Annotated in this window: 18 protein-coding genes; 8 read left to right on the plus strand and 10 right to left on the minus strand. The window is 68.2% G+C overall.

Going from position 1 to position 23,126, the window contains the following annotated elements; genetic code table 11:
- Positions 1-254: 254 nt before the first annotated feature.
- The 4 genes from nrdR to O3I_RS29960 form a co-directional block, all read right to left on the minus strand.
- Entirely contained in the window at positions 255-728 is a 474-nt protein-coding gene (gene nrdR / locus O3I_RS29945; protein WP_029900639.1) for a transcriptional regulator NrdR, read from the minus strand.
- A gap of 231 nt (positions 729-959) precedes the next feature.
- Positions 960-2,216, minus strand: a complete 1,257-nt coding sequence (locus O3I_RS29950; RefSeq protein WP_014986766.1) for a hypothetical protein — start codon at positions 2,214-2,216, stop codon at positions 960-962.
- 253 nt (positions 2,217-2,469) lie between these two features.
- The gene (locus tag O3I_RS45695) at positions 2,470-2,751 is read right to left on the minus strand and encodes a hypothetical protein (RefSeq protein WP_014986767.1); all 282 of its coding nucleotides are present in this window, start codon (positions 2,749-2,751) and stop codon (positions 2,470-2,472) included.
- Between the two features lie 1,016 nt (positions 2,752-3,767).
- Positions 3,768-4,271 (minus strand): hypothetical protein, encoded by a 504-nt coding sequence (locus tag O3I_RS29960; RefSeq protein ID WP_014986768.1) that lies wholly within the window; start codon positions 4,269-4,271, stop codon positions 3,768-3,770.
- A 373-nt stretch (positions 4,272-4,644) separates the two neighbouring features.
- Between O3I_RS29960 and lexA the strand changes: the two genes are divergently transcribed.
- The 4 genes from lexA (at position 4,645) to O3I_RS29980 (ending at position 8,410) form a co-directional block, all read left to right on the plus strand.
- Entirely contained in the window at positions 4,645-5,322 is a 678-nt protein-coding gene (gene lexA / locus O3I_RS29965) for a transcriptional repressor LexA (RefSeq protein ID WP_051067033.1), read from the plus strand.
- A gap of 123 nt (positions 5,323-5,445) precedes the next feature.
- A complete protein-coding gene (locus O3I_RS29970; protein WP_014986770.1) occupies positions 5,446-7,443 on the plus strand; it encodes an ArnT family glycosyltransferase in 1,998 nt (665 codons plus the stop codon).
- Between the two features lie 31 nt (positions 7,444-7,474).
- Complete coding sequence (locus tag O3I_RS29975; protein WP_014986771.1) at positions 7,475-7,924, plus strand: pyridoxamine 5'-phosphate oxidase family protein; 450 nt, start codon at positions 7,475-7,477, stop codon at positions 7,922-7,924.
- An 81-nt stretch (positions 7,925-8,005) separates the two neighbouring features.
- A complete protein-coding gene (locus O3I_RS29980) occupies positions 8,006-8,410 on the plus strand; it encodes a YybH family protein (RefSeq protein ID WP_014986772.1) in 405 nt (134 codons plus the stop codon).
- 4 nt (positions 8,411-8,414) lie between these two features.
- On the opposite strand, the gene O3I_RS29985 is transcribed toward O3I_RS29980, so the two are convergent.
- On the minus strand, positions 8,415-9,062 hold the full coding sequence (locus tag O3I_RS29985; protein ID WP_014986773.1) for a TetR/AcrR family transcriptional regulator C-terminal domain-containing protein: 648 nt from the start codon (positions 9,060-9,062) through the stop codon (positions 8,415-8,417).
- Between the two features lie 71 nt (positions 9,063-9,133).
- Between O3I_RS29985 and O3I_RS29990 the strand changes: the two genes are divergently transcribed.
- A complete protein-coding gene (locus O3I_RS29990) occupies positions 9,134-10,591 on the plus strand; it encodes an FAD-dependent monooxygenase (protein WP_014986774.1) in 1,458 nt (485 codons plus the stop codon).
- A 46-nt stretch (positions 10,592-10,637) separates the two neighbouring features.
- Here the strand turns inward: O3I_RS29990 and O3I_RS29995 are convergent, their stop codons facing one another.
- Positions 10,638-10,817, minus strand: a complete 180-nt coding sequence (locus O3I_RS29995; RefSeq protein WP_014986775.1) for a YegP family protein — start codon at positions 10,815-10,817, stop codon at positions 10,638-10,640.
- Positions 10,818-11,017: 200 nt separating this feature from the next.
- On the opposite strand from O3I_RS29995, the gene O3I_RS30000 reads away from it, so the two are divergent.
- Positions 11,018-13,270 carry a TIM-barrel domain-containing protein gene (locus O3I_RS30000; RefSeq protein WP_014986776.1) on the plus strand — a complete coding sequence of 751 codons (2,253 nt, stop codon included), beginning with the start codon at positions 11,018-11,020 and terminating at the stop codon, positions 13,268-13,270.
- Positions 13,271-13,761: 491 nt separating this feature from the next.
- On the plus strand, positions 13,762-15,741 hold the full coding sequence (locus tag O3I_RS30005; RefSeq protein ID WP_014986777.1) for a glycosyl hydrolase family 18 protein: 1,980 nt from the start codon (positions 13,762-13,764) through the stop codon (positions 15,739-15,741).
- Between the two features lie 54 nt (positions 15,742-15,795).
- Here O3I_RS30005 and O3I_RS30010 read toward each other — a convergent pair whose 3' ends face one another.
- From O3I_RS30010 to O3I_RS30025, 4 genes are all read right to left on the minus strand, one after another.
- Entirely contained in the window at positions 15,796-17,958 is a 2,163-nt protein-coding gene (locus O3I_RS30010; RefSeq protein WP_014986778.1) for an acyltransferase family protein, read from the minus strand.
- A 108-nt stretch (positions 17,959-18,066) separates the two neighbouring features.
- The gene (locus tag O3I_RS30015) at positions 18,067-19,263 is read right to left on the minus strand and encodes a PucR family transcriptional regulator (RefSeq protein ID WP_014986779.1); all 1,197 of its coding nucleotides are present in this window, start codon (positions 19,261-19,263) and stop codon (positions 18,067-18,069) included.
- An 88-nt stretch (positions 19,264-19,351) separates the two neighbouring features.
- Positions 19,352-20,632: a lipase family protein gene (locus tag O3I_RS30020; RefSeq protein ID WP_051067034.1), complete on the minus strand. Its 1,281-nt coding sequence runs from the start codon at positions 20,630-20,632 to the stop codon at positions 19,352-19,354.
- Positions 20,633-20,843: 211 nt separating this feature from the next.
- On the minus strand, positions 20,844-21,482 hold the full coding sequence (locus tag O3I_RS30025) for a TetR/AcrR family transcriptional regulator (RefSeq protein ID WP_014986781.1): 639 nt from the start codon (positions 21,480-21,482) through the stop codon (positions 20,844-20,846).
- A 172-nt stretch (positions 21,483-21,654) separates the two neighbouring features.
- Between O3I_RS30025 and O3I_RS30030 the strand changes: the two genes are divergently transcribed.
- Complete coding sequence (locus O3I_RS30030) at positions 21,655-23,121, plus strand: triacylglycerol lipase (RefSeq protein ID WP_014986782.1); 1,467 nt, start codon at positions 21,655-21,657, stop codon at positions 23,119-23,121.
- Positions 23,122-23,126: the final 5 nt, after the last annotated feature.

The following is a 23,126-nucleotide window of genomic DNA, read 5'->3' on the forward strand; positions in this document are numbered from 1 at the left end:
GGCTCAGCTGGCCGATTTCGCGCTCGAACGCCGTCTGCCGTCCCAGCATCACCCAGAAGTCGACCGCGGCCTCGGCGGTCGCACGATGACCGCCGCAGGGTGACGTCGGCGCGGAGCGGGAAGCGGTTGGCGTGGACATACGCCTCGTACCCGGCTCGCAGCATCGTCGTATTCCGCTGTGTCACACCGATGATCCGCGCGCTGTGGCGGAGTTCGATGCCAAGGCGTGCGGGCGCGGTGTGCTGAGGGATCGGCTATTCGGCGGGCACCATGGCGGCGTCGGCGCGTGCTTTACGCATCTCCTGGATCTCGCGTTCGAAGTCTTCCGCGGAGGTGAAGGAGCGGTACACCGAGGCGAAGCGGAGGTAGGCGACCTCGTCCAGGTCGCGCAGCGGACCGAGGATGGCGAGGCCGACCTCGTGGCTGGGCACCTCAGGAGAACCCTTGGCGCGCACCGCGTCTTCCACTTTCTGGGCGAGCAGGTTCAGGGCGTCGTCGTCGACCTCACGGCCTTGGCAGGCGCGGCGCACGCCGCGAATGACCTTCTCCCGGCTGAACGGCTCGGTGACGCCGCTGCGCTTGACCACGGACAGGATCGCGGTTTCCACGGTGCTGAACCGCCGCCCACAGTGCGGGCACGCGCGGCGGCGGCGGATGGCCGCGCCTTCGTCGGCCTCACGCGAGTCCACCACCCGGGAGTCTGGGTGTCGGCAGTACGGGCAATGCATCCGAGAGATCCTTCGTCGATGCGAGTGCTCGCGGCCGGCCCGGCAACCGATCGGGGTGACCGTCCCGGCGAGCACGTGTACAGGGGCCTAGACCCCGGCACCAGGTAAACCTCAGACGATACGCGGAATACCTGCATAGCACTTCGAGGATACCTGTCCGGGTACCCGGGTTGTCCCACTCACCCGGTAGCGGGACCGTCGCCGCCCCGTTTGCCGCCCGCGCGGGCGGGCCTATCCGGCCACCTGCCACTGCGAGGTCAGGTCGGCGATCAACTCGGGCAAGCGCGGCACGAGCCGCCCGCGGGCGAGTTTGTTCCAGAACGGTTCCCCGAGCACGGCGGGCCCGAGCACCGGATTCTGTTCCAGGTCGATATGGCGCGGCACGAGATCACCGGTGATATAGGTCCACCGCGTGTCGCGGTCGGCCCAGTTGAAGTCGGGCAGCGGAGTCCGCAGCGCGAGCGTGCGGCCGCCGAGGTCGGCCCGGACCGTCGCCGGCGCGAACACCCCGGGCGCACGCACGCCGGGCACCGCCGGTTTGCCGGCGATCGTGCTCACATAGGTGAGGACCCGCCCGATCGGGGCGCGTCCCGCCGCGGTCTCGTCCCACTGGTCGGCGATCACCCGGTTCTGCTCCCGGTCGGTCATCCGGATCAGGGCGTCGACGTAGCCGTCCTGGGTGCCGCGGGCGATGGACTGCCACGCGGTGTGGATGTCGGCGTCGAGGATGCCGGCCTCGGTCATCTCGTCGATCCCGCGCATTCCCAGCGCCACATACGCCTCGTGCATCGGAACCAGGTCGGTGAAAATGTGCTTCTGCATGATCATCAGCCGGGTCTGGTACCAGGCGACGTCCTGCGGAGTGAGCCGCGGGCCTTCGGCGGCGAGCAGGCGGATGTCGGCCGGCAGGTCGCGCACCAGCTCCGGCGGTGTGCCGCGCAACAGGTCGGCGACCGTGTTGCCGAGCTGCTGGATGCCGGGCACGTCGAGCACCACACCCACATCGCTCATGTCGAAGAAGCCCGAGGCGAACGAGCCGCCCGCGATGCCGGCCAGCCCCGCCCAGTAGAACTCCGGATGCTGCGTGGTCAGCCGCAGATAGTTGACATACACCTGGTTGAACGTGCGCTCGTTGGCTCGCACCCCGCGTGCCGGATCCCACCCCGCGAGGTCGATATCGGCGTTGCGCGTCGCAACGACCAACCAGTACTGATGCAACAGCGTCGCGTACCGACGCGGCGGCACACCGTCGGCCCGCGCCGCTTCGACCGCCGCGACCAGCGTCGGTTCATCCAGGGGCAGTGCCGGATTCAGCCCGCCCCCGCCCGTACCGTCCCCGTTCACCGCGGGCAGATCCAGGAACGTCGCGTAAGCGGGCGCGGCCTGCGCGACCGGAGTCACACCGATCCCGAACACGAGACTCGCAGCGAGCCCGGCGATTCCGGCAAGAAGCCGGACCGAGCGTCCGGTAGTGGCGAAGTGCGTCATTGCTGTCCCGACTCGCTCGTCCGACGAAAAGAACGTCTGGCAAGAGCCCCTGCCAGATCGCGTTTCAGCACACTAGCAACATGTCCCAGACAGCAATCGACAATTCCGGCCACTTTGCAGGCCGATAACCCGAATCCCCCTGCCCCTCCCACCCCGACCGCAGCACCCCCCACTCACCCCGAGGCCTCACAGACCTCCCCGACCGAACAAAGGCGTGTCCCACGGCAAGTCGCTATGCGAACCGTCGAAACCCTCAGTGAACCACAGCATCACGCCCGCCGAGCAGCCTCGACCTCAGGGGCACCCCACCACCGAACTCGATCCCAGCCCTGGCAAACCTCCGAGGCCAAGGGTCTCCCCCGCCAGGCAACTCCAACCCGATCACCTCCGACCCCGACCCCCAGACCGCGACGGCGACGGCTACGGCGACGGCGACGGCGACGGCGACGGCTACGGCGACGGCGACGGCGACGGCGACGGCGACGGCGACGGCGACGGCGACGGCGACGGCGACGGCGACGGCAGCAAACCCCACTCACCCCCGACACATCACAGACCTCCCTCACCGAGCAACGGCGTGTCGCCCGGCAAGTCGGGGTGCGCGAACACAGAAGAGGTGCGAGAAGACACCCACGCACAGCCCGGCCCGCCCCAACGCGACCCGCCGCTCACTGCGCGACCGACATCGCAGCCACAGCCCGATCGGCTCCACCCCCACCCCTCCCGCACCCCTTCCGATCCCAAACACGGCGTGTCGCACGGCAAGTCGAGGTGCGCGAACACAGAAGAGGTGCGGGAACGTCGCGCACGCCATCGTTTACGAGCCCGGGCAGCTTTCACGCACGCGCAGCCTTCAGGATTGCGCCCTTGGAACGCTCCACCCCACACCGCATCGAGCGGATGCACCGGCAAGATCGGCCGCTCGCCACCCCACGGCACCTACGCCACAAAGCCGGCCACCCGCAGCAGCTGCGCTGCAAGGTGAATCGCCCGACCTCAACCCAGCAAACCCTCGCGAAGCCAAGACTCACGCCGCCGGGCCGCACCAAACCCCGAGCGACCCGAAGCCAACCCCAACGGAACTTCGATCGCCCGAACCCGCCCCAACCCTAACAACACCCGCGCGAAGCCAAGGTTCACACTCCCCGGCCATTCCAGCCCCGAGCACCCCACTCCAACCCCCAGCAGAACCCTCGCTCATCGAACCGACCGGCCCACACCACCCTCCACGACCCGCCGCCCCCGTCAAACACGCAGCCCGCAGAGCCGCACCACAACCTAAGCCCGGACGACCCGCCGCAACCACTCCCGCCCACACCAACTCTCCACGAACCGCCGCCCCCGTCAAACACGCAGCCCCGCAGGGCTGCACCACGACCAAAACCCGGACGACCCGCCGCAACCACTCCCGTCCACCCCCACCCCTGCACGAACCCCCGCCACCCCGTCAAACACGCAGCCCGCAGGGCTGCACCACAACCAAACCTGCACACCCCCGCCCTCAACCACTCCCGTTCGTCCGCCCCCACCCTCACCCCCGCGACCGCGGAATCAACCCACCGCCGGAACACCTTGGGACAGCCCCACTCCCACCTCTCCATCAACGGACAGCGAATGTTCCGCCGGGGCCGGGGGCATCTCCCCACCCCAATCGCCCGCGCGCAGGTGGGCGAGGGTGATCAACACCGCCACCACCAATGCGCTGAGCAATGCCGCGACGGCCAGGACCGCGAACCCGACCTGCGCCTGCTCGACCAGCTCGCCGGGGTGCACTCCACGTGCGCGGCGAACTGCGGAAGTCCTTGTGCCCCGGTCGTACACGACGACCCCGCCGCGGGGGCGCGCGCTGGGCGGGCGGCGATCCACGACGGAGCGTGTCGAGTCCAGCGCTCGGGTGCGCAGGGTGCCGCGGTGCACCCGGGGCACCGTGGCGAAGGCCAGGTCGATCTCGTCCGCACCGGCCTCGCGGCGATCGAGGTCGTCGGCGACACGCAGCGCGACGCTCTTGCGTGTCGCGCCGATCTCCGTCTTGATATCGCTGATCGCAGTGCTCATCGGACAAACCTCCGTGGTGGGTGCTCCGTCTGTGTTCGAGCTGGGTCGGTCGAGCTGGACGCTTCGGTGGGGCTGTTTTTCGGTGCCGCTGGTGGGTGCCATGTTCGATGCTGTTCGCTCAGGTGTTCGAAGAACTGATGTTCGATTTCTACCACGAGCCACCGACAAAGTCAGCAGAAACGCCCGACACTCCTCGAACAGATGTTTGAAACATGGGCCCGACCGGTCTAGATTCAAAAAGACGAAATTCTCGACAAGCCGAGCACGAGATTTGCCGGGCAACGGATCCGCCCGGACACAGCACGGAAGGGCGGTTGCGGTGAGGCAGACAGACGACACGGGCGACGAGAGCGAAGGCGGCGCCGACTCGGCGATTTCCGGGGCGGATCTCACCGTGCGTCAGCGCAAAGTGCTGGAGGTGATCCGCTCCTCGGTGAGCGAGCGGGGTTACCCGCCGAGCATCCGGGAGATCGGTGACGCCGTGGGGCTCACCTCCACCTCCTCGGTCGCCCACCAGCTTCGGGCCTTGGAGCGCAAGGGATTCCTGCGGCGTGACCCGAATCGTCCACGCGCGGTCGATGTTCGCGGCCTGGACGAGGTGGGGCGCGCGGTCACCAGCCTGCACGTCGCCCCCGTCGACGAAACCGACGGCGCCACCGCCGATTCCGGCAGGCCGACGCCGACCTTCGTGCCGGTGCTCGGCCGGATCGCCGCCGGTGGCCCGATCCTGGCCGAGCAGGCGGTGGAGGACGTGTTCCCGCTGCCCCGCGAATTGGTCGGCGAGGGTTCGCTGTTCTTGTTGAAGGTCGTCGGCCAGTCGATGATCGACGCCGCGATCTGCGACGGCGACTGGGTGGTGGTGCGCCAGCAGAACGTCGCCGACAACGGCGATATCGTCGCCGCCATGATCGACGGCGAGGCCACGGTGAAGACGTTCAAGCGCACCGGCAAGGACGTGTGGCTGATGCCGCACAACCCGGTGTTCGAACCGATCCCCGGCAACGACGCGCAGGTGCTCGGCAAGGTCGTCACGGTCATCCGCAAGATCTGAGCACGCCCGACAGCTGAACGGCCGCACGGTGATCCGTGCGGCCGTTCGCATGTCCGGCGCGTTCACAGCACATTGCCAGGATGCGCCCAGGGTCCTCACCGCTGTGCCGGTCATGCTCCTGCGGTGACCGCGATCAGCGCCGCCCAGCCCCCTGCGATCGACTCCGCGACCCTCGCCGCACCGGACACGTTGCCACCGGCGCGCCGCTGGGAGCGAGCCGGTCTGGCCGCGCTGCTGATCGGCACGGCGGCCGCCTACCTCTGGCACATCACCGTCAACGGCATGGGCAACAACTTCTACGCCGCCGCCACCTGGGCGGGTTCCCGGGACTGGGAAGCACTGCTGTTCGGCTCGCTGGACCCCGGCAACTTCATCACCGTCGACAAACCGCCGGTGTCCCAATGGGTCATGGGACTGTCGGGTCAGCTGTTCGGCTTCAGCAGCGCGAGCATGCTCGTCCCCCAGGCGCTGATGGCCGTCGCCGCTGTGGCCCTGCTGTACGCCGCGGTCACGCGCGCCACCGCCAGCCGGGGCGCGGGGCTGCTCGCGGGCGCCGTACTCGCGGCAACGCCGGTGGTGGCGTTGATGTTCCGGTTCAACAACCCGGACGCGGTGATGGTGCTGCTGATGACCGCGGGCGCCTACTGCACGATCCGGGCATTGCGCCACGCGAGCGTGCGCTGGCTGATCCTGGCGGGCGTCGCGCTGGGGTTCGCGTTCCTGGCGAAAATGCTCGAGGGGCTGATGGTGCTGCCCGCGCTCGGGCTCACCTACCTGATCGTCGCGCCGACCACACTGCGAAATCGGTGGTGGCACCTGGTCGACGCGACGGCGGCGCTGGTCGTGTCGTCCGGCTGGTATGTGGTGCTGACGCTGCTGTGGCCCGCCGCGGCGCGCCCGTATCTGGCGGGGTCGACGAACAACACGTTCATGGATCTGGTGCTCGGCTACAACGGGTTCGCGCGGTTCCTCGGTCACAATCACCGGGGCGCCAACCCTTTCGAGCTGCCGCCCGGTTACGAGATGCCGCGGTCGGTGGGCACCGGTTTCGGCTTCGGTGGCGGTTCGGGCCCGGCCAGACTGTTCACCGGCGAGATCGGGTTCGAGATCTCCTGGCTGCTGCCCGCCGCACTGCTGGCGTTCGGGCTCGTGCTGGTGTCGCGCCGGCGCACCCCGCGGACCGACCCGGTGCGGGGCGCCGCACTGGTTTTCGGGTTGTGGTTGCTCATCGACGGCATCGCGTTCAGCACCATGCAGGGCGGTATGCACGCGTACTACACGCTCGCGATCGGGCCCGCCGTGGCCGGCATGTTCGCCCTCGGCGTGCACGAGGTGTGGCGGCAGCGCGCCGCGGCGTTCGGCCGGATCGGTGCGGCGGCGCTGATTTTCGCCACCGGCGGTTGGGCTTTCGTGCTGCTCGGCCGTAATGCCGAGTGGCTGCCGTGGCTGCGCTGGACGGTGCTCGCGATATCGACGCTCGCCGCGCTCGGACTGCTCGCGAGCGTGTCCCCCGCGGTGTCGCGGCGATTGCGCGACCGGGCGATTTCGGTGCTGGTGATCGCGGGGGTGCTCGCCGGGCTGGGTGGCACCACCGCGTACGCCGCGGCCACCCTGCCGCGGGAGCATGTCGGCGGTAGCCCGTCCGTCGGTCCGGCCGAGCCCGAAAAGCCCGGCCCGGCCAACCAGATCCGGCGAACGGTCACCGCCTTCGTGGACGGCACCACCGAGCCGCCGGTCGCCGCGCTGCTGCGGGACACCACGACGCCTTGGTCGGCGGCCGTGGACCGGTCCTCGGTAGCAGCGAGTCTCGAGCTGGCCAGTCACACCCCTGTCATCGCGATCGGCGGTTTCACCTCGGCCGACCCGGTGCCGAGCCTCGCCGATTTCGAGAACCTCGTCCGCACCCACCAGGTGACCTATTACCTCGCGCAGGAGGTGAAGCTGCCCGATGCCTGGAAGGTCCCCGACCAACCGGGCGTCATCCCGAACGAGCCGCCCGCGACCAACGGCCTGTGGCGGCCCACCGGCCACAAGGACATCGCCGACTGGGTAGCCGCCCACTACACCGCTGTGCATTACGGCAATGTCGCCGTCTACGACCTCACCCGCCCGAAGTCCTGACGGATACCGCGGCCGATGGCATCGTGGGGCCATGGCGACGTGGCGTGAATTCGAGGACGAGGCACCGGAGTTGGCGGCCGAGGTCAAACGGCGGTTCCAACTGCACGAGAGCCACGTGCTGGCAACGCTGCGCCGGGACGGTGCACCCCGCGTCAGCGGCTCGGAAGTGGCGTTCCACGACCCCGACCTCGTCTTCGGGTCGATGCCGGACGCACGCAAAGCCGACGACCTGCGGCGCGACGGTCGCTGCGCGATCCACGCCCACCCGGCCGACGGTGATGCCAAGGTCGCGGGCGTCGCCAGGGAACTCACCGACCCGGCGGCCCGCGCGGCGGCGGGCGCCGAACCCGCGGGCGAGGACTACGCCTTTCGCCTCGACCTCACCGACGCCGTCCTGACCACGGTCGACCAGGAGCGGCAACTCCTGATCGTGCAGCTGTGGCAGCCCGGTCGCGGAGTCCGGATCACCGAACGCCACTGATATCCGCAGCGACAGGAACCTCAATGCCTCGCGCGGGTTTCGGCTGGCGCCGGCGGCGGCGCGGCATATGCTTGGTGGGTTATGACGACGAATCATGACGATGCCGCGGCGGTGCACGCCGAACTCACCCGACACGTCGACCGCTGGGTCGAACTGTTCAACGCCCGTGATATCGAGGCTCTCACCGACCTGTACGAGCCGGCCGCGATCGTGGTCCCCCGCCCGGGCCAGCCGGTCTCCGGAGCCGGAATGTCCACGGCTCTGGCACATTTCGCGGGAATGGCGACTTCAATGAAAGCCACACTGCGCCAAGCCTATACGGCCGGCGACATCGCCCTGCTCCTGATCGACTGGGCCATGGACGGTCCTCCGCTGGAGGGTCAACCGGTCGCAATGCAAGGCACCGCCACCGATGTCATGCGACGTGGTGCCGACGGCCGTTGGCGCTACCTCATCGACAACCCCTCCGGCACCGAGGACCAGTAGCGGGTCAGGTGGGCTGATCCGTTCGGGTAGCGAGGATTCCGGCGACGATCACGCGCAGGCCGTGGGTGAACTCGTCGTCGGAGTCCGCGTCGGCGAATCGCGTCACCATGTGCGTGGTCAACGGATAGCGGTCGGCGTTCATCGCCTGCCCGAGCTGGTCCATTCCGTAGGGGTTGCGGTCGTAATCCGTGCCGAGGCGCGCCTGCTCTTCGATGACGAATCCCGTTGTGTAATGCAGTAGTACCGGAAAGACCCGGCCGGCGTCCAGGGTCGAGAAACCTGCATCTTCCAGCGTGCGCAACGTCAATTCCACTGTGCGCCACATTGCTTCGTCGTTGATGTAGGTGCCCGCGAGCACCTTCGCACCGTCCCGGTAGCGCAGCATCGACCGGCGCAGCCGACCGGCGAGCCGCATCACCCACTCGTCCCATTCCTCACCCCGCCGCGGCGCTTCCACTCCATCGATAGCGGCGACGAAGACGTTGCGCGCCATGGCATCGAGCAGCTCACGCTTGTTCGCGACATGCCAGTACAGCGCCGGAGCTTGCACGTCCAGCGCGGCCGCCACTTTCCGCATGGTCAGACCATCCAGGCCGACTTCGTCCAGGAGATCGAGCGCGGCCTGCGCGATGACCTGCGTATCCAACTTCACGCTTGACAGTTTAACAACGTTCAGGTCTCCTTAACAGCGTTAAATAGCTTAACGTTGTTAAGGAGAGGGTCATGGAAACGACCGAGGTGGTCATCGCGGGCGCCGGACCGACCGGCTTGATGCTGGCCTGCGAACTACGGCTGGCGGGCATCGACGTGCTGCTGCTCGACGGCCTGCCCACGCGCACCGGCGAGGCACGGGCCGGCGGCGTCCACGCCCGCACGATGGAGCTACTGGATCAGCGAGGGCTGCTCGAGTCGCTGCTCGCCCAAGGCCGCCCGATGAACGCGGGCCATTTCGGCGCCCTCCCGTTGGACTTCCACGATTTCGACACCCGCTATCCGTACATGCTCGCCGTGCTGCAATCGGTGGTCGAACGCGAACTCGACCGGCGCGCAACGGACTCGGGCACGCCGGTGCACTGGTCGTCACCGGTCGTCGGGTTCACCCAGGACGCCCACGGCATCGAGGTCGAAGTCGGCGGACCCCGGCCACGCCGAATCCGCGCCGCCTATCTGGTCGGCTGCGACGGCGGGCGTAGCGCGGTCCGCAAGCTGGCGGGCATCGGCTTCCCGGGCACCGAGGCCACCATGACCGGCATGCTGGCCGATGTGGAACTCGCCGATCCGCCGCCGGAGCCGTTCTTCGGGCGCCGCGGCGACGCGGGCGATTTCTCGGCGGTGCAGTTTCAGCCCGGCTGGTACCGGCTGGTCGTGCAGCGTCACGATCTGGTGCTGAATCGGGGCGCGACAGTGACTTTCGAGCAGTTCCGCGACCACTACCGGGAGATCGCGGGCACCGACTTCGGGATGCACAGCCCCCGCTGGGTGACGCACTACGGCGATGCCGCGCGACAGGCGCAGCGCTACCGCGAGGGCCGGGTGTTCCTCGCAGGCGATGCCGCCCACATCCACTACCCCGCCGGGGGCCAGGGCTTGAACCTCGGCGTGCAGGACGCGGTGAACCTCGGCTGGAAGCTGGCGATCACTTTGCGCGGCAACGCTTCCGGTGCGGTATTGGACAGTTATGAAACCGAACGACTGCCGGTCGGTGCGCGAGTCCTGCACAACACCAGGGCCCAGACCGCCCTGCAGCGGTCCGGTCCGCACGTCGAGGCCTTACGCGACATCCTCGGCGATCTGATCGACGCTGACGTCGTACGGCACCGACTCGGGCTGATGATCACCGCGCTCGATATCCGCTACGACACCAAGGGAACTCACCCACTGACCGGACGTCGGATGCCCGATCTCGACCTGGACGGCGGGGCCCGCGTCAACCAACTGCTGCGATCGGGTCGCCCGATGCTGCTGTGCCGCAACGACAACGGAACGCGCCGGGTGCCCGGCGGTGTCGACGTCGTGCACGCCACGACACCGGCCGCCTGGCGAGTGCCCGGCGTCGGCGAGATCCCGGCTCCCGACGCCGTGCTCCTGCGCCCCGACGGCTACGTCGCCTGGGTCGGCGAAGGAGGCGGCGACGACGCCCTCACCGAAGTCCTGACCACTTGGTTCGGCTCGGCATCGTGACCGCCGCATCCATCGTGCGAACGCCGGTGCCGCGGACGCGTCTCGGCTAGGTCTGATCGTCGACGGCCGCGCCGGGCGCGTTCTTCTGCACCGACTCGATGCCGTTGCGTGCCGCGGCCTTGCTCTCGTAGGCCTGGCTCGCGGCGATGACCTCACCGTTGGCGGCTTTGAGCCGCCAACGGGTCTTCGCGGCCTTGTCCGTGAACAGTTCGAATTTCGCGGCCATGACTACCTCTTCCTTCCGCTGGACTACAGGTGTCCCTTAGGGAGTAACCGCTCGGTATCAATTCAATCGCAGGCCGCTGATCAGGCATGATGCGCATCTTTCGCAATTCCCCAGTTGTCGCCAGTCGAGATTGCGGTGGGGGTTGTGGTTCTACTTGCAGGACACACCCGATGCTCATTCGTGCGTGAAAGGTCCACTTGATGCGCAGAATCGCACATCTCACCCTGGGTCTACTGGTCGCCGCGGGCAGCCTGGTCGCCATGCCGGACGCCCTGGCGGACGCGGACTCCGGGCAGTTGGCGGATATCAGCGGCGTCACCGACGACGGCCCCACCACCACTGTGAAATCCGGCGCCGCCGCGGTGCGGGTGAGTTTCCCGCAGGCCGGCGCCGTGCGCGTGCAACTGGCGCCCGACGGGAAATTCACCGATCCGGCCGGCGACAAGATCGTCCTGCCGAGCAAGACCGCACCCGCGGTCCCGAAACGCGAAGACAAGGGCGACTATTGGGCCCTGTCCACCGGCGAGCTCACGCTGCGCGCGTACAAGCGCCCGCTGCGCTTCGCGTTGTACGACGGCGCCGACACCGCGCAGATCTGGGCCGAGAAGTCGCCGCTGTCCTGGAAGGGCGACACCACCACGCAGAGCCTCGGCCGCGGCCGGCAGGAACAATTCTTCGGCGGCGGTGAGCAGAACGGGCGATTCAGCCACCGGGATCAGACGATCAAGATCTTCGCCGACGACAACTGGAACGACGGCGGCGCGCCGAATTCGCAGCCGTTCTACCTGTCCAGCAACGGATACGGCGTGCTGCGCAACACTTTCGCACCGGGCAGCTACACCTTCGGCGACACCGTGCGCACCACCCACGACGAGCGGCGATTCGACGCGATCTACGTCGTCGGCAAGGGCCCGAAAGCGGTGATCTCCGCCTACACCGGACTGGTCGGGCGGCCCTTCTTGCCGCCGATCTACGGACTGGAGATGGGCGACTCGGACTGCTACCTGCACAACGCGAACCGGGGCGAGCGGCACACCCTCGATGCCGTCGCCATCGCCGAGGGCTACACCGAGAACGAGATGCCCAACGGCTGGATGCTGGTCAACGACGGCTACGGCTGCGGCTACGAGAATCTGCCGCAGGTCGGCGAAGGGCTGCGCAAGAACAACATGCAGCTCGGACTGTGGACCGAGGACGGCCTGCCGCATCAGGCCGAGGAGGTCAAAGCCGGTGTGCGGGTGCGCAAGCTGGACGTGGCCTGGGTCGGGCCCGGCTACCAGTTCGCCCTCGACGGTTGCAACAAGGCGCACAAGGGTATCGAGGAGAACAGCGACGCCCGCGGTTTCGTGTGGACGCCGGTGAGCTGGGCGGGCGCGCAGCGCTGCGCGGTGCTGTGGAGCGGGGACCAAGCCGGTTCCTACGACTACATCCGCTGGCAGATACCGACTTACGCGGGCGCGACGATGTCGGGTATCGCGTACAACACCGGCGACGTCGACGGCATCTTCGGCGGCAGCCCGCAGACCTACACCCGGGACCTGCAGTGGAAAGCGTTCCTGCCCACCATCATGTCGATGGACGGATGGGCGCCCAAGGACAAGCAGCCGTGGCGCTACGGCGAGCCGTACACCGCGATCAACCGGAAGTACTTGCAGCTCAAGGAAAGATTGCTGCCCTACACCTATTCCTATGCGGTCGAGGCGAATCGCACCGGCGTCGGCCAGGTGCGCGCGCTCGCGCTGGAGTACCCGAACGATCCGAACACGTGGGGCGACAAGGCGCGTTACGAGTTCCTCTCCGGCAAGGACTTTCTCGTCGCGCCGATGTATCGCGACGGCGAGGTGCGCGACGGAATCTATCTGCCGGAAGGCACCTGGGTCGACTACTGGACCGGGCGCACCTGGCAGGGGCCGACCACGGTGGACGGGTATCGCGCGCCGCTGGACACCTTGCCGCTGTTCGTCCGGGCGGGCGCGGTGGTGCCGATGTGGGCGCAGGGCACCAAGTCCTGGCAGACCCGTGACCGCGGGGTGCTGGATCTCGACATCTACCCGAAGGGCGCGGGCAGCTTCACGCTGACCGAAGACGACGGAGTGACAAGGGATTACCGGTCCGGCGCGCAGGCCACCCAGCAGTTCGGCGTGCGCGCACCCGATTCCGGGACCGGCACCGTCGAGGTGACGATCGGCGCGTCGACCGGGTCCTACCGGGACCAGCCCGCGCAACGCCGCTACCAGCTCGCGGTGCACACCGCCGCCGCACCGGCCGCGGTGCAGACCTCCACCGGCGCTCTGCACCGCTGCGCCGATCGCGCAGAGCTGGACCGCGCGGACAGCGGCTGGTGGTTCGACCCGAACGATCGCGGTGGCGTAGTGCACGTGAAGACCGTGCCGATCGCCGCGCAGCACAGCCGGACCGTGACTTTGACCGGCACCAAGGCGGTGGGCGGATAGCCCGTTGCCGCATCAGGAAAGGAAACACGATGAGAAAGTTCTGCCATGGCGCCGCGGGCGCCCGCCGCTCCGGCGTAGCCGGCTGTGGCGCGCACTCCGCGGCGGAGCCACCCGCAGACCGGCGGTGCGGCGCTTGCCGATCGCGAATTTGCTTGCGGCCAAGCATCTTCCGCAGCTCCCCAGTCTCGCTGGGGAGCTCGGGCAGAGCACTACCGTGTCATGCTGCAACGGGACGTCCGGACACCGACGGAAGATCGTCGGGCTGTCACTGAGATACCCACCCGCACAACTGTTCTCGGCTCCAGCTCAGCTCCGACCCGACGGGCCGCCGCGCGGCAAGTGAACGGGAATGCCGATGTCGCGTCCGCCGCCGCATCGGTGACATCAGAGCTGACACCCCGCAGGTTCTCCCCGTCGGTGCGTGTCTGTGCCTCGCCGCTCGACCGCTGCGCGAGGTAGCCCCATCCAGCCTCACCTCAGAGAGGAACCCCATGCGGTTGGCAAAATTCCCCTGGCTCGCGGCCTCCGTCGCGGCCATTCTGATCGGCGTCTCGACGATCCTGGTGACCCTCACCAACGCGACGCCGGCCCTCACGGCCAGCACCGGCCCGTCCACCGGTGGCGCCAAGATCGCCTACTTCAACCAGTGGTCGATCTACCAGAATGCCTTCTACCCCAAGCACGTCGACACCTCGGGGATGGCAGGCAAGCTCGACTACATCATGTACGCGTTCGCCAACATCCACCCCACCGACCTGACCTGCTTCGAGGCCAACAAGGCCGCGGACCAGAACGAGAACAACCCGAATGCCGGTGACGGGGCGGGCGATTCGTACGCCGACTACGGCAAGACGTTCGACGCGGCCAGCAGCGTCGACGGCACCGCCGACAAGTGGGACGACCCGATCGTCGGCAACTTCAAGCAGTTGAAGCAGCTCAAGGCCAAGCACCCGAATCTCAAGGTGCTGCTGTCCATCGGCGGCTGGACCTACTCGAAATTCTTCTCCGATGTGGCCGCGACCGATGCGGCGCGCAAGAAGTTCGCCGCGTCCTGCATCGACATGTTCATCAAGGGAAACCTGCCGAAACAGAACGGCTACGGCGGGCCCGGCACAGGTAAGGGTATCTTCGACGGCCTCGACCTGGACTGGGAGTATCCGGGCGGCGGTGGCCATCTCGGCAATCACGCGTCCCCGAACGACCGCGAGAACCTCACGTTGCTGACGGCGGAACTGCGTAAGCAACTGGACGCGCAGGGCACGGCCGACGGCAAGCGGTACGCGCTGACCGCCGCCGTAGCGGCCGGGCAGGACAAGATCCGTCACTACGACACCGCCAACCTCGGCAAGTATCTCGACCTGGTCAACCTCATGACCTACGACATGCACGGGGCATGGGATGCGAAGGGGCCGACCAACTTCCAGGATCCCATCTACAGCAGGCCGGACGATCCGATGAATCCGGTCCCGCCGGGCAACGGGAAGTACAACATCGACGCGGCGGTCACCGCGTGGACCACGGGTGACAGTTCCTACGACATCCCGGGCGGCTTTCCGGCGAACAAGCTGACCGTCGGATTCCCGTTCTACTACCGCGGTTGGACGGGCGTGCCGGCCGGCAGCGAACACGGCCTGTTCCAGCCCGCGACGGGGCCCGCGCCCGGCGCACCGATGTCGGGCAACGTGCCGGGCATCCGGATGTACAAGGAACTGAACGGGGTCGTCGACAACCCGTCGCGCACGTTCTACGACACCACCGCACAGGCCGCCTACTTCTACGACGGCACGAACTGGTGGGGCGGTGACTCACCGCAATCCATCAAGGCCAAAGTGGATTACATGCACTGCAAGGGCCTCGGCGGCGCGATGATGTACTCGCTGGAGAACCTGGGTCCGACGCCGACCCTGTTCAACCATGTCATCGACGGGGTCAACAGTACGCCCGCGAACTGCAACCCGCCGACCACCACACCGCCCACCACCACACCGCCGACGACCACACCACCGTCGACCACACCACCGACCACGACACCGCCCTCGACCACTCCGCCGACCACGACGCCGCCCGCGGGCACCGGTGTGGTCAACGGGGATTTCGAGAGCGGCGCGTTGTCCCCGTGGTCGTGTGCGGGCACGCTCGGTTCGATCGTGAACACCCCGGTGCACGGCGGCAAGAACGCGTTGGGCGGCACGCCGACCGACAGCGACAACGCCCGGTGCTCGCAGACGGTCGCCGTCGAACCGGGCCGCACCTACACGCTGTCGGCGTGGGTGAACGGCAACTACGTCTACCTCGGCGCCTCCGGCACGGGCACGAGCGACGCGTCCACCTGGGCACCCAGCACCGGCGGTAACTACCAGCAGTTGTCCACCCAGTTCACCACGGGCGCCTCGACCAAGAGCGTCACGATCTGGCTGCACGGCTGGTACGGGCAAGGCAAGTACAGCGCGGACGATGTCACGCTGAAGTAGCAAGTGCGGCAACGAAAGTGGGCCTCGCCGGTGGCGAGGCCCGCTTTTCGTGCGTCAGGGTGCGGCCAGTGCCCGGTCGACGAGCGCGGCGAGCACCGGGGTGAGTGCCTTCGCGTAGGTGACGGTCAGGTGGTTGTCGTCGCGATAGATCAGCGCGTTGCCGGTGATGAGCGGGCAGCGCCGCACGGTACAGAACAGCTCGGTCAGGTCGGCATACTGCGCCGCACCCGCCACGGTCGCCGTGCGCTCGGCCGCGATGCCCGCGTCGTTCACCGCGACCGGCCGCGCCGGGGCGCAAGCCACGGCGTCGTCGAGATGGCCGGATAGGCAGGCCGGGGCGGTGCTGTGCGGATCCGGAACCGGGCCCAGCACAAGGACGCTCGCTCCGGTCGCGCGCAGCTGGGCGGTCAAGCGGGTCAGGCTGTCGAGCCAGGCCTGGTCGTAGGCGGTGAAGCCGAAGTCGCCGCCGTAGCGGCGCGACATGCTCACCACGATCAAGCGCGGCCGCTCGGCGCGCAGCCTGGCCATGATCTGGCCGCGCCACCGCACGCATTCGGTGTACTCCCGGCCCAGGTACGGGCTGGTGATGGGCAGTTCGAGCAGCGGGCAGGTGACTTTGCTCATCGTCTCCAGCCGCCACTGTCGCTGTTCGGCAACCTGTTCGAAGGCCGGACTCCACATGGCGGCGTGCGAATCACCGACCAGCGCCACCGTCGTCGCCGAACCGGATTCGCCCGCAACGCATTCGGGTTGACCGACGTCGAGCCAGGAACGGACGCAACCGTTGCCGAACACCGCCGCCTTGTCGCCGGGTGCCTCGGCGAGCGACGGATCGAGATTCGCTGGGACGGAACGTAACTCGGCCGACTCCGCGATAGCCGCCTGCACCTGCGCGGTCAGCTGCCGCACGGTCACCTCGTGCGGGTCGATCGCGCCGGTCGGCGGGGCGGGCGCCGTGGTCACCGCGAGGGCCTGCGCGGCCGCGCCACGACCGACCGGCGCGGGCACGGCCGCCAGCAACGCCACCACCACACAGACCACCGCCGCGGTGACGACACCGCCGCAGACCAGACTGAACCCGCCCGAACGCCGCAACGGCGCCGCGAACCGCACAGGATCCTCGACCAGCCACAGCGTCAGCATGGCCAGGCCCGCGGACACCGCGACCGCACCCAGCACGCCGACCGTACCGAGACCGTGTCCGAGCAGCCGGGGCGCCAGCTGCAAGACCGGCCAGTGCCAGAGATACCACGAGTAGGACAGCCTGCCGATCGCCCGCAACGGCACGGTGGACAGGGCGCGGCCGACGCCTCGGCCCGGTGCGGCGCAGCCCGCGGCGATGATCGCCGCGGTGCCGAGAACCGGTAGGAGCGCGGCAGTTCCGGGATACGGGGTGTGCTCGTCGAGGCGGAGGAAAGCGAGGACGATCGCGCCGAGACCGACCCAGCCCGCGGCGGCGGCAACCAGCGGCGGCAATCGTCGCCACACCGGGACCGAGAGCGCCACCAGACCACCGACGGCCAGTTCCCACGCGCGAGCGGGCAGGGTGAAGAAGGCCCAGGGCGGGAGCGTGCGGGTCCAGTGCAGCGCGGTCGCGAACGACACCGCGGCGAGCAAGGCGAGCGCGATCGAGTAGGGCATCGGCGAACCACCGGCCGCGCGCCGGCGCGACACGCACCAGGCAAGACCGACGAGCAGCACGGGCCACAGCAGATAGAACTGTTCCTCCACACCCAGCGACCAGTAGTGCTGGAACGGCGACGGCGGTGTGTCGGCGGCCAGGTAGTCGGTGCCGTGCACGGCCAGTCGCACGTTGCCCACGTACAACGCGCTCGCGATCGCGTCGCCGAGCACCGCGCGAGACTGCAAGGGCGGCAGCGACGAGACCGCGGCGATCGCGGTAGCGACCAGCACGACGCCCGCGGCGGGCAACAGCCGGCGAGCCCGGCCGCCGTAGAACCGGGCCAGGCCGATGGTGCCGGTGCTCGACACCTCCCGCCACAGCATGCCGGTGATGAGAAAACCGGAAATGACGAAAAAGACGTCCACACCCGCGAATCCGCCGGCGATACCGCCCAGACCCGCGTGGAACGCGACCACGGCGAGCACCGCGACCGCCCGCAATCCCTCGACATCGGGCCGGAATTGCGCAAGCGATATCCGCGGCGCCGAATCGTCCTGCCGAATAACCGATTCTCGCGTGGCAGTCCGTGTCATGGACAGCATTCTTACCAACGCTCGCCGGTAATGTCCCGACAACTTCCGGCACTTCGAGCCGATCTGAAAACCGCTGTTAGAACTACTTAAAGCATTCTTCCAAGCAGGTCAGGGGCGGAAGGATTTCGAAAGGAGTTGACGCGCCACGCGGGCGGCCATGAGGGTGGAAATACCTGCGGGGTCCTGCGGGTCGTAGCCGGTGAGGTCGGCTATCCGGGACAGGCGGTAGGTGACGGTGTTGCGGTGGATATAGAGTGCCCGGGCCATCGCATTGTGGTTGAACTGATTGGCGATGTATTCGTCGAGTGTGCGAATGAGCAGCGGGTGCTCGTCGAGCGGTTCGAGGGCGGCGGCCAGATTCGGCAGCGCGGCCCCGGTGGTGGAGATCGCGTACTCGAACATCATGTCCTGGCGGCGGCAGGCCACGTCGGGCCGGTCGAGACAGCGTGCGGTATCCGCGACGATCCTGGCCTCGGCGTACGCGGCCGGAATGTCGGCATGCGTGGCGGCGGGGGCGACGCCGATCCAGAAACCGGGATGCGGCTGGTCGGCGCGCAAGCCGAGCCGGCTCGTGAGCGCACCGACCGGGTCGGCGTGATCGTCGAGCGGGATCAGCGCGGTCCAGCCGCCGCTGTCACGGTGCAGGAACGCGCCGGGCACCTTACCGATGCGATAGCGCAGATCGGTCAGCCGTCCCGGGGTGATCTCGCCCTGCCGGACGGCAGCGACCAGGAACGCGTCGGCGAGCGGTTCCGCGAGTTCGCGCGCCCACTCCCCCGGGTCCCGCCCGGCGAGCAGCGCGGCAGCGATCTCGTTCTGCTCCAACAGATCCCACCGCGGCTGACGCGCGTCCTCCACCAGCGCGATCGCGATCCGGGACATCACCAGGCCCGCATAGGTGGTCAGCCGCAAGCCGAGTTCCGGGACGAACGGGTGGTCGTCGGGGCCCAGCGCGGGCATCAGCTGCGCCCAGAAGAAGGAGACGCCGACGCGATAGTTGGTGAGCACCTCGTCGAGCGGCATCCCGTCGCGCACGAGCCGGACGGCCCGTTCGACGAGCGGGCCGGTGTCCTGCTCCGACGGTTCGACGCCCGCGGCGGCGTAGCGGAAGAACAGTTCGACATTGAGTTCGGCGCTCGGCACGAAATCGGCGTCGAACATCGACTGCGGCAGCTCCGCGTAGGGCGCGGCAGCAACCCGGAAGTCGCTGGCCAGTGTCGCGGCCCGCATGCGCAACTGCGCGATCATCGCCGGCCAGTGGTCACCGTCGCCGGTCACGGCGGCGGCCAGGGAGAAGTGCGTCATCGAACTTCCTAGCTACTCGTCACAACTCCCTCGGACGATACGCGGTCGGACCGCCCGGCAGCACCTGCCGGTGCCGCCGGGCGATATTTCAGCTACCGGGGAAACCTGGAGGCAGCGGCTGGAAGTCCGCCTTGAACTTGGGGCCCGGCGGCAGGCCGCGCAGCAGCGCGCTGGTCCACGCCACCGCCGGCGGCCAACCGGTCACCGCGTTGGTGATGTGCTCGGGCACCGGCACCGTGTAGAAGCGCAGATCGGCGCCGCGCTCCCAGTACGAGTTCACCGTCGGGATCACCACCGAGGGCGGAATCAGCTCGTCCCACAGCCCGTGCCACCAGAGGACGGGCGTGTCGGGAATGTATTTGCCGAGGCTGTTGTCCTGGAGCACCTTGATGATCTCGGGTTGGGTCTCCAACGACTTGCCGGGCTGGTAGTAGGCGCTGATCGGCCGGTAGACACCGGACAGCGCGATGGTCGCGTAGCAGCGGCTCTGGAAATCCCGCAGCAGCTGCTGACCTTCGGTGGTGAGCAGTTCGTCGACTTTGAAAACGTCCGGGTACTCGCGCGCCAGGCTGGCCAGGCCGAGCCACATCGTGAAGTTGCTGGTACCCGTCAGCCCGGGCTGTTCGCGCGTCGCATAGGCCGCCTCGGCGACCAGGTCACCGGGCGTACCGCCGATGGTGGTGCCGAGGATTCGCACGTCGGGCGCGTAGGTGGCCCGCAGTTCGGCGGCCCGGATCGAACCGGAACCGCCGCCGGAGTAGCCGTACAGCGCGATCCCCGAATCGGCGAGGCCCAACCCGCTGTCGTTCTTCATCGCCCGCAGGCTGTCCAGCACCATCTTGCCCTCGGCGTAGGTGTTGAACGTGTTGAACTTGCCGTCGAAATCGGGCACGTTGATCGCGAAACCCTGCAGCAACCAGTACACCGCGAGCGCGGATTCCTTCATGGTTCCGGTCTGCAGCGTGTAGGACGGATTGCAGGTGGAGCTGGTGGAGTCGATCGCCTCCTGGAACGACAGCACCGGACGGGCGCTGCCCTGCCACGGAATGCCCGGCACGATGACCGTCGTCGCGGTCACGATCGGGTTGTCGTGCACATCGTTCGACCGATACAGCAGCTGCTTGGTGTACACCGGGAACGGGAGGCCGAGCAGGCGGGTCTGCACCTCGCGCGAACGGACGATCGCACCGGGTGCGTACGACTCCAGGTTCGGCGGGTCGTCGTACCAGGGATCCTCGCTCGGCGTCGGGATCGGCAGCAGGTCGTAGAGCTGCGGCTCGGTCGGCAGCTGCGGCAACTGGTTCTGATCCGGCGGGAATGCGGGGAAACCGGGCTCCGCCGACGCCATACCCGCGCCGCTCATCGCCATGAACGCCGACACCGCCACTACGACGAGCCGCCGCCACCGAGACCTGTCCACTTGTCCTCCAGCACCATTGCCGACCTATCGCCGACGTCACACTCACGCGTCGACAGGATCATGCTCACAGCTGAGCACAGCAATGCGCTATCGGCATAACGCCGACGGTCCGGGGCAGTCGTTGTGCATTTGCACGGTTCGCCGCCGACAGCGGCGCGGCTCACCCGGCGTGTTGGGTCTCCAGGCTGGCGGCGTAGGCGAGGACCATATCGTGCACGACGCCGAGCACGGCCGCGTCGAGGCCGGGCGGCGAGTAGACCGGGCGGATGACCGCCTGGCCCGAGAAAGTGTGCAGCATCGCGAAGAACAGTGGCTCACGCAACGCTACCGGGAAGCGCCGCAGTGCGCCGGATTGCTCTGCGGCAGCGAAGATCTGGGCGTAGAAGTCCGCGAGGGCGGGCGCGATCCGGGCGTGCAGCTCCGGATCGGAGCGAGCGGCGACGATCACCTCGCGCAGCGCGTGCGTGAGGTTCGAGGATTGGGCCTGCTGGAGATAGCGCAGTGCCAGCCCGAGCGCTTCGTCGTCGTCCTCGACGCCGGCGAGCAGCGTCTGGAACGTGGCGAGCTGGCGGCCGACGATCTCGCGCGCAGCTGCGACGATCAGGTCGAAGCGCCCGTCGAACTGCCGGAACATCGCACCGACGGACAGGCCCGCGGCCTTGCACACGTCCTGCACCTTGGTGCGGTGGTAGCCGAATTCGGCCAGCGACTCGATCGTGGCGTCTATCAGTTTCGCCACGGTCGCCGCCCGCCGCTGCTCCTGTGTCCGCCGCCGCGGCTTGGTCGAATTCGTTGCCACCTCATCCATCCTGCCTGGTTCGCGACGGCGACGGCACGAACGGCGCGTGCCCATACACCGCCGTTGACAGTGTGACCCCAGTCACCGTAACTTTAGGAAATCAAGATTCTCTTTCTGCGGGGGCTCGGTGACGACGGCCCGGCAGAAGCCGGCTACGCGGAAGGACCCTGCTGTGCGCACCAGCATCTCGAACGCGACCCCTCCGGTCGCGGCCAAGCAGTCCGGACCGCGATCGCGCGGTGCCGTGTTCGGCGTGATCGTCGCATTGATCTTCGGATTGATGACCTGCGCCGGGGTAGTGGCCCCGGCCGCGAGCGCGGGCCCGCCGCTACCCGAGAACGATCCGTTCTACGCCGCACCGCCCGGCTTCGAACAGACCGAGCCGGGAACAATATTGCGGTCCCGTCCGGTGACGGTCGCCGCGCTCAACCTGTTCCCAGTCCGGGTCCGCGCGTGGCAATTGCTCTATCGCACAACAGACTTCAATGACCAGCCGTATACCTCGGTGACCACGGTGATGGTTCCGGAAGGTCCGGCGAAGCCGCGACCGCTGCTGTCGTACCAGACCGCGGTGGACGCGATCGCGGGCATGTGCAGTGCCTCGTATTCGCTGCAACAGGGCTCACCGATCGATTTCGGCAATCCCGCGGGTCCGCTCACGGCAGGAGCCGGGGCCGCCGAAATCCTTTTGGCTGCCAGCGGTCTCGCCCGCGGCTGGGCGGTGGCGATCCCGGATCAGGGCGGCACCCAGCATCGCTTCGCCACCCCCCGCGAACCGGGTTACGTTGTGCTCGACGGCATCCGGGCCGCCGAACGGTTCGACCCGCTCGGTCTCGACGGACCACGCACCCCGGTGACCCTCTGGGGTTATTCCGGCGGCGGCATCGCCACCGCGTGGACCGCGGAGATGCAGCCCGAGTACGCACCGGAATTGAACATCGCCGGGGCCGCCGTCGGCGCTCCGGTCGCCGACCTGTTCGGCGGACTGAAGGCCGTGAACGGCGGACTGCTCGGTGGGCTCATCCCGATCGCGGTGGCGGCGATCGCCAAGGACTCCCCCGAGTTCGCCGCCGCCATCGACCGCTACATGTCCCCCGAAGGGCAGGCGCTCGTCGCCGACGTGCACGGCCGGTGCACCTCACAGACCGCGCTCAACACGACACTGCACGAACTGCTTCGGCACTTCTCGCTGCCGGATGTCACCCGATACCTGAGCGTCAGCCTCGACGAACTGCTCCAGGACCCGGTCATCCGCACCGCCATCGAGGAACGCACCCTGGGCCGCCGCGCCCCGAGTGCGCCCGTGTACCTCTACAACAGCGTCAACGACGAGGTGAGTACCGCCGCCGGAGCCGACGGTCTCGCCCAGTCCTACTGCGCCGCAGGCACTTCGGTCACCTATCGGCGTGATCAGTTCCCGCCGCTGGTGAGCCCGCACGTCAACTTCGCGGTAATGGGCGCGCCCGACGCGTTCAACTGGCTCGTCCGCCGCGCCGAAGGGCAACCCGCACAGCCCGGTTGCGATATCCGGACCATGCCGTCGACCTTGCTCGACCCGGCCGCGATCGGCACCCTCGGCAGCAGTGTCGGCGCCGCCCTGTCCGCGATGCTCGGGCTACCGCTCGGCGCTGGACGGTAACCGAG

The sequence above is a fragment of the Nocardia brasiliensis ATCC 700358 genome, from assembly GCF_000250675.2.
Classification (GTDB): Bacteria; Actinomycetota; Actinomycetes; order Mycobacteriales; family Mycobacteriaceae; genus Nocardia; species Nocardia brasiliensis_B.

What these genes read in the sequence shown, in the direction of transcription:
- O3I_RS29960 (WP_014986768.1), bottom strand. Translation starts at nt 4,271, where the DNA reads ATGAGCACTGCGATCAGCGATATCAAGACGGAGATCGGCGCGACACGC.
- O3I_RS30015 (WP_014986779.1), bottom strand. Translation starts at nt 19,263, where the DNA reads ATGACGCACTTCTCCCTGGCCGCCGCCGTGACCGGCGACGGTGACCAC.
- O3I_RS30010 (WP_014986778.1), bottom strand. Translation starts at nt 17,958, where the DNA reads ATGACACGGACTGCCACGCGAGAATCGGTTATTCGGCAGGACGATTCG.
- O3I_RS29980 (WP_014986772.1), top strand. Translation starts at nt 8,006, where the DNA reads ATGACGACGAATCATGACGATGCCGCGGCGGTGCACGCCGAACTCACC.
- O3I_RS30005 (WP_014986777.1), top strand. Translation starts at nt 13,762, where the DNA reads ATGCGGTTGGCAAAATTCCCCTGGCTCGCGGCCTCCGTCGCGGCCATT.
- O3I_RS29990 (WP_014986774.1), top strand. Translation starts at nt 9,134, where the DNA reads ATGGAAACGACCGAGGTGGTCATCGCGGGCGCCGGACCGACCGGCTTG.
- O3I_RS29995 (WP_014986775.1), bottom strand. Translation starts at nt 10,817, where the DNA reads ATGGCCGCGAAATTCGAACTGTTCACGGACAAGGCCGCGAAGACCCGT.
- O3I_RS29950 (WP_014986766.1), bottom strand. Translation starts at nt 2,216, where the DNA reads ATGACGCACTTCGCCACTACCGGACGCTCGGTCCGGCTTCTTGCCGGA.
- O3I_RS30020 (WP_051067034.1), bottom strand. Translation starts at nt 20,632, where the DNA reads ATGGCGATGAGCGGCGCGGGTATGGCGTCGGCGGAGCCCGGTTTCCCC.
- O3I_RS29975 (WP_014986771.1), top strand. Translation starts at nt 7,475, where the DNA reads ATGGCGACGTGGCGTGAATTCGAGGACGAGGCACCGGAGTTGGCGGCC.
- O3I_RS30000 (WP_014986776.1), top strand. Translation starts at nt 11,018, where the DNA reads ATGCGCAGAATCGCACATCTCACCCTGGGTCTACTGGTCGCCGCGGGC.
- nrdR (WP_029900639.1), bottom strand. Translation starts at nt 728, where the DNA reads ATGCATTGCCCGTACTGCCGACACCCAGACTCCCGGGTGGTGGACTCG.